The organism is Arthrobacter sp. 2YAF22_2 (genome assembly GCF_052114645.1).
Classification (GTDB): domain Bacteria; phylum Actinomycetota; class Actinomycetes; order Actinomycetales; family Micrococcaceae; genus Arthrobacter.
Genome location: NZ_JBFRFD010000223.1, coordinates 1 through 5,669 on the forward strand (window position 1 = coordinate 1; position 5,669 = coordinate 5,669).

Consider the following 5,669-nt stretch of genomic DNA (forward strand, 5'->3'; position numbering starts at 1 on the left):
GTCCTGAGCCTGCTGTCCTGAGCCTGCTGCGCCCTGATATGGAGCGCGCCGCCCTCGCCGCGCTCGACGACGTGGCCTCCGGCCGGGTGGAGGTCCGCTACGGGGCGCAGGTTTCCCGGGTATGGAGTGATGAGGACGGCGTGCGAGTCGCCGTCGACAGTTCGCCGGACGGCACGGTCGCCGCGGACGTCCTGGTAGGCGCTGATGGCATCCACTCCGGTGTGCGAGCCTGTGTGTTCGGCCCGGAAGTGGAGTACCTGCGCCCTCTGGGCATGCGTGCTGCCGCCTTCATCGTGACCGATCCGCTCCTGAATGCCCGTTTCCGGAACCGGTTCGTCCTCACCGACAGCATCGACCGGATGGCCGGGCTCTACAGCCTCCGCTCGGACGAGGTGGCGGCATTCATGGTCTACCGGGATGCCGCAGGCGCGACAGGCCACCTGCCGTCCGGGAGTCCGCGGGAGCGGCTGCGCCGAGAGTTCGCCGGACTCGGCCACGCCGTGGACCGGCTACTGGAGCTGTGCCCCGAGTATCCATACGACGATGTCGTGGCACAGATCGTCATGCCGGGCTGGCAGCGGGGGCGGACCGTGCTCGTGGGGGACGCCTGCGGGGCCGTGTCGCTCCTCGCGGGTCAGGGCGGCTCGCTCGCCATCGCCGGTGCCGCGCTGCTGGGGGACATCCTCGGACCCGTGGCCGCACCTGAAGGGATCAGCCCGGCCCTCGCCGAATTCGAGAGACGCTGGCGACCCGTGGTCGAGGAGGCCCAGGCCGCCGGCAGGCGCACCGCAAAATCATTCCTGCCCGCCAACCGGACCCAGCGGCTCCTGCGTCAGTGGATCATACGGGCCACCCATCTGCCGGGCATCGACCGGCTGGTGGCCCGCCAGATCGTGGGCAGGATCGCAAAGTAAGCCCGACACAGACGCAGCGGTCGAGAACCGCTGGAAAACGGACTGCTGAATATTCGGTGGCAGCTTGCCGCAGGAACCTGGCGAGGGCCCGCGTCTGCGCGGGCCGCTGCCAGAGACTCAGGGAACACCGCTGGACCTGCGCTAGGGGCCGTCCGGAAGGGCGCCCATGAGCGATGTGATCTGAGGTTCGGGCAAGCCTGCGGGGCCGGACAGTCCAGGTTGCCCGCCCCAGACCTCCTGAAGCGTGAACCACGGCAGATTACCGCAGTGTTCGGGGAGGCGCACTCTCGAACTGTCTGGCGACGAGGACGTCGGTCGAGGAATGGGCCAGAATGGAGAGCACAATGACCAGGGCCACGAGATGAAAGAGCTCATCGGAGCGCTCGACGCCTGATTCGAGGACCAGAAGCCCATAGACCACCGACGCGAACCCTTTGGGGCCGAACCACATGGCCGCGAGCTGTTCCTTGATGGGCAGCCGTGTGCCGAGGAACGACACCAGCAGGGCCAAGGGCCTTGCCACGACGATCGCCAGGACCGCGAAGACCCATCCTGTCCACACGAATTCGCCGAAGAGAAACGTTGGCGTGATCAGCGCGCCAAAGACCAGGATGGCCGCCAGCTTAAGCAGTTCGGACACCAGTTCCCCGAACTGCTCGAATTCGTCCCGGAAGCCCGGTCCTGCGGTGGCCACGGTGATGCCGGCCGCGAAGGCGGCGAGGAAGAGGTTGGCCCCTGTCACCAGGCAGATGGCAAGCACGAGCAGGCCGATGGATACCGCCACCAGGGGTTGCAGGCCTTTCGTGGCCATCAAAAAAGGAAGCCGCTCCAGCCAGATGACGATCAGCGGGACCAAGACACCGACCAGCAGGCCCAGGGCGATTCTCCGGCCAGTACCCCAAGACCGACATCCGTTCCACCCCCAAGCGCCAGGAGCACAAGAACCACCGGCAGGGCCAGCCCGTCATTGAGCCCCGACTCCACGTTCAGGAGCAACGCCCGCCCGGGCAAACGCCACGCCCTCCGCAGGTCGGACAACCCCACTTTCATGCCGTCCGTATACAGGACCGAGAACAGAGCCAGCTGGGCCAGAACCCCGATGACCGGTTCGCCGGGCGTTACGGGGACAATCCCAAGGACGCCCTGGCCCAGGACAAAGCCACCGAGAAGAAACAACACGGCGGTGGACAGTACCGTCCGGCTGGCGCGTTCGGAGATGAGGACGCCCAACAGAAGCAGCACCGCAAACGCGAGCGTGAGCATCGGGATCATCCGTGTTCCCCCGGCGGGTTGCGTGCGTCAGAATTCAGGAGCGAGACCGCAGTGGTGCCAGGAATCAGGCACCGCTCCTTGGCCGGACAACCAGAACGGGGCACGGGGCATGGTGCATTACCTGGCTAGAGATCGATCCCAGCTGCAGACCGGCGAAACCTCCGTGACCCCGGGATCCCACAATGAGGAGGTCCGCGTCTTTGGCTGCATCCAGCAAAGCGGTGGCGGCGGTATCCCTAACGAGCGTTCCCTCGATGTCCACGCCCTCGCCAGCAACGGTCTTCAGCGCGTCGGCCTGGAGACGTTCAGCGGCGTGGAAAGAGTCGTTACTGCCGCTGTCCTCCACCGTTGACGGCACAGGCGGGTAGTGCCAGGCAGTGATGGCCCGTACCTTTCCGTGCCGCAGACGCGCTTCATCCACGGCCCAGCGAAGAGCCGCCAAAGAGTGTTCGGAACCGTCCACACCGGCGACGATCAGGAACCTGCTGGTTGCGTTCATCTCTTCCGTCCTTTCACGCACAGCCTCGGCCCCACCGCCCCGGGCAGTGTCAGTCTGTGCCTGTCGCCTGAAGCGGTCAAGGCCCTCATCCGGCCAACCCCGCCGAGAGAACCATGCGCCCGCTTCTTTGGACTTAGACCAATCATCGGTTGCCCAGCACCTTCAGAGTCCACTGCCCAGGCCGGACACCGTTAGCTCGTTAGGACTTCACCGGGGCCGGCTACGACCGTCCGCCCGGGGCCAGAAAGGGTTGACATAGTCACACTTACTTGGCCATGGCTCCATGAACAGTCATGACATCACGAAATCCAGACCAGCAAAGGCAGCACCGCTCCCCCATCCTGCGTCCCGTCATGCCGATAGCGGCACTCCGGGCCATGAACGAATAAGCAGCGCCACCGCTGCCGGAAATCAAGAGAAGGAGCCACCGGCCCACAGCAACGGCAACCAACAAAAAAGACCCCCACACGGGCCAATAAGTGAACAGTTTGTGCACACTCAGAGGCTCATAGGCCCCTGACCTGCGGAAACACTGTGCCCGAGGTGGGACTCGAACCGCGCTCCAGCCCTTCAAAACACGCCATTCCCACGAAGACCTCCGCAATCCAGCCCAGTCCGGCACCAATACGACCGGATCCGAAGCCCAGGGTGTGCACAATGTGCACACCCTGTTTTTGCCCGATTCGACGCGCTTAGATGGCCTTCCGGGCGCGACAGTTGTGTCTTGCGGGAGATTTCGCTACCGGATGAGAGAGCTGGCATCCCGAACAGGACTGGCCCCGAATAAGCACAGCACGAGAGGGCTGCCCTCATGCTCGAATCGAGGACCATCACCGTGGGGCGCCTCCTTTTCCAACATCTCATGGAGAAGGGAACGGCACCCTGTATGACCGACAGTCCGGCCTTGCACGAAGTGGGCACGCACCCCCGATGGCGCGCTGTAGGCCGCCATCGCGACCGGCGACCACAACTCACATTGCGRTCTTACGCCCCCTCAAGCCGGCGGCATGGTTGACATCCCTCCACGAGCCCTTGGTAAGTCGAGAGTCGACAAATCCCGGGCTAGTCCCACTAACAGCAATTGCGAGCCTGGCGCAGGCCTTGACTGACATCGCGGCCCCCGTACTCGACCTGCTCGGAATTCCGTGTGGCGCCGAAGTCGCCCGAGGGCGGGACCCTCACGGATCCGACTCCTGCCGAGGGGGTGGCCGAGACTAAAACGAAGAAGCCCGGGCGGTCTTCGCCGGGCGCAATACCGGAGGGCAATTGGGCAGGGAGGGTGATGGCCAGCTGCCCTAACCTGCTCAAACTCTTTGGCTCCCGGGAATCCGTGCGCTCAAAAGCCGACTCAAGAAAAGGTCGGGCCTGGCGATCCCGCCCCGGCCGTGGCGAGCCATGTCTCGAGGTAGGCCGCGACACCATCATCGTGGTGGCGAGCGGTGGTGACGGTCGCCGCCGCGAGCACCGCCTCCTTACCGTTCGCTACCGCGATAGAGGTTCCCACGGCGGCGAAGGCCGGGATGTCGTTGTAATTGTCGCCGAAGAAGTAGCAGTCCCCCTTGTCATAGCCGAGCTCTTCGGCAGCGGCCTCGACTCCAAGGCCTTTCGAGCATGCCGCGTTGGCGATCTCGAGGTAGGTGTCTTTCGAACGGTAGGTGACGACGCCAGGCTCGGTGCTGAGAAGCGACTCTATCTCGTCTACCAGCGACTGCTCGCCCATGCACATGACCTTGTGCGGCGGCTGCACATCGACCCGCCCTGAGGAGATGTATTCCTTCGACAACATCGCGTGAGGCGATACACCGGTGTTGTTGATTTCGCGCGCCGTCCACCGATCGTTGCCCCAGACGTGCCAGTCCTCACCGGCGAAGAAGCTCGCATGCAGGTCGACATCGGAACAGTATTCGGCGATCTTGCGGGCATGCTCGGGCGCGATCGCGACGTCGTGCACCACCGCGCCCGAGCGGGACAGCACGAGCCCGCCGTTGTAGGCGATCAGGGGCTCATCGGAACCGTCGTACAACCGCTCGAGTATCCGCATAGACTCCGGCATACGCGAAGAACAGAGCACGAAGGCATGACCGGCAGCACGTATCGCCCGGACGGCATTGATCGTGCGCCGGGATAGTGTCCGTTCCGGGTTAAGCAACGTGCCGTCGATGTCGGTACAAAACATGGCCATGGCGTCAGTCTCCTCGTACGGTTGGGCACTACTGGTTAAGTCAGATGTGAGTCAGAACTGGCAGCCGCGTCCGATCGTCGACGATCGGTTCACGCAGGACGAGCCCCTCGACGTTGCAGTCGCGAAGATCAGCGCCGCGCAGGTCGGGCGACTCGATCGTGGCGTTCCGTAGGTCGGCGGCCCGCAAATCAGCATCGCGCAGGTCGGCGTCCTTCAGTAGGCCCCCACGCAGACTTGCGGCCCGCAGATCGGTCCCGCGAAGATTGACTGCGGCGCCCCTGCAGTCCGAGAGATCGGCGCGGCGGAGATCCGCTCGCCCTAAATCTGCCCTGTCCAAGATGGCTCGTGGAAGTCTGACATCCGCGAAGGACGAGTCCACGATCGAGGCTCCGGTGAAGTCGACATCCGAGCCGGCGAGGCGCGAGAGGCTTGCCGCCGTCCAGTCCACGCCCCGCACCTTGAGCGCATCGACGGTCGCCCCATGCAGATTCAGGCCGACCGCACGAGAACCGCTCAGGTCGGCTCGCGACAGATTTGACTTGCGGAGGTCTGCACGCGTCAGGTCGGTCGAAGAGAGGTCGCCGCCGCTCAGATCACGCGCTGCGAGGATGATTCCGGCCAGGCTCCGGCCCGAGATGCGGATCTCAGTCAAGTCAGGAGCAGCGATTAGCGTCTGCACGAACCGATGCTCCTCAGCAAGACGGCGCTCACGTTCCGCCTCGACCCGACCGACCAGCGCCTCGACATACAGGACGGCCACACCTGATATGTAGGCCTTCCTTGTCAAGCGGGCATGGGTGAG

The 5,669-nt window shown here is 64.5% G+C and carries 6 protein-coding genes; 1 reads left to right on the top strand and 5 read right to left on the bottom strand.

The features are described 5' to 3' along the window. Nucleotides 1-914 (top strand): FAD-dependent monooxygenase (locus tag AB4Y86_RS10535; protein ID WP_441402183.1); only part of this gene is annotated, 914 nt, incomplete at its 5' end. 259 nt (nucleotides 915-1,173) lie between these two features. On the opposite strand, the gene AB4Y86_RS10540 is transcribed toward AB4Y86_RS10535, so the two are convergent. The 5 genes from AB4Y86_RS10540 to AB4Y86_RS10560 all read right to left on the bottom strand — a co-directional run. Continuing rightward, on the bottom strand, nucleotides 1,174-1,770 hold the full coding sequence (locus AB4Y86_RS10540; protein ID WP_441402184.1) for a cation:proton antiporter domain-containing protein: 597 nt from the start codon (nucleotides 1,768-1,770) through the stop codon (nucleotides 1,174-1,176). Beyond that, complete coding sequence (locus AB4Y86_RS10545; protein ID WP_441402185.1) at nucleotides 1,758-2,177, bottom strand: hypothetical protein; 420 nt, start codon at nucleotides 2,175-2,177, stop codon at nucleotides 1,758-1,760. Before AB4Y86_RS10545 ends, AB4Y86_RS10540 begins: the two co-directional genes overlap by 13 nt. A gap of 73 nt (nucleotides 2,178-2,250) precedes the next feature. Then, nucleotides 2,251-2,685, bottom strand: coding sequence for a universal stress protein (locus tag AB4Y86_RS10550; protein ID WP_441402186.1), 435 nt, complete (start codon nucleotides 2,683-2,685; stop codon nucleotides 2,251-2,253). A gap of 1,348 nt (nucleotides 2,686-4,033) precedes the next feature. Next, nucleotides 4,034-4,867 carry a Cof-type HAD-IIB family hydrolase gene (locus tag AB4Y86_RS10555; RefSeq protein ID WP_441402187.1) on the bottom strand — a complete coding sequence of 278 codons (834 nt, stop codon included), beginning with the start codon at nucleotides 4,865-4,867 and terminating at the stop codon, nucleotides 4,034-4,036. 40 nt (nucleotides 4,868-4,907) lie between these two features. Beyond that, nucleotides 4,908-5,669 (bottom strand): pentapeptide repeat-containing protein (locus tag AB4Y86_RS10560; protein WP_441402188.1); only part of this gene is annotated, 762 nt, incomplete at its 5' end.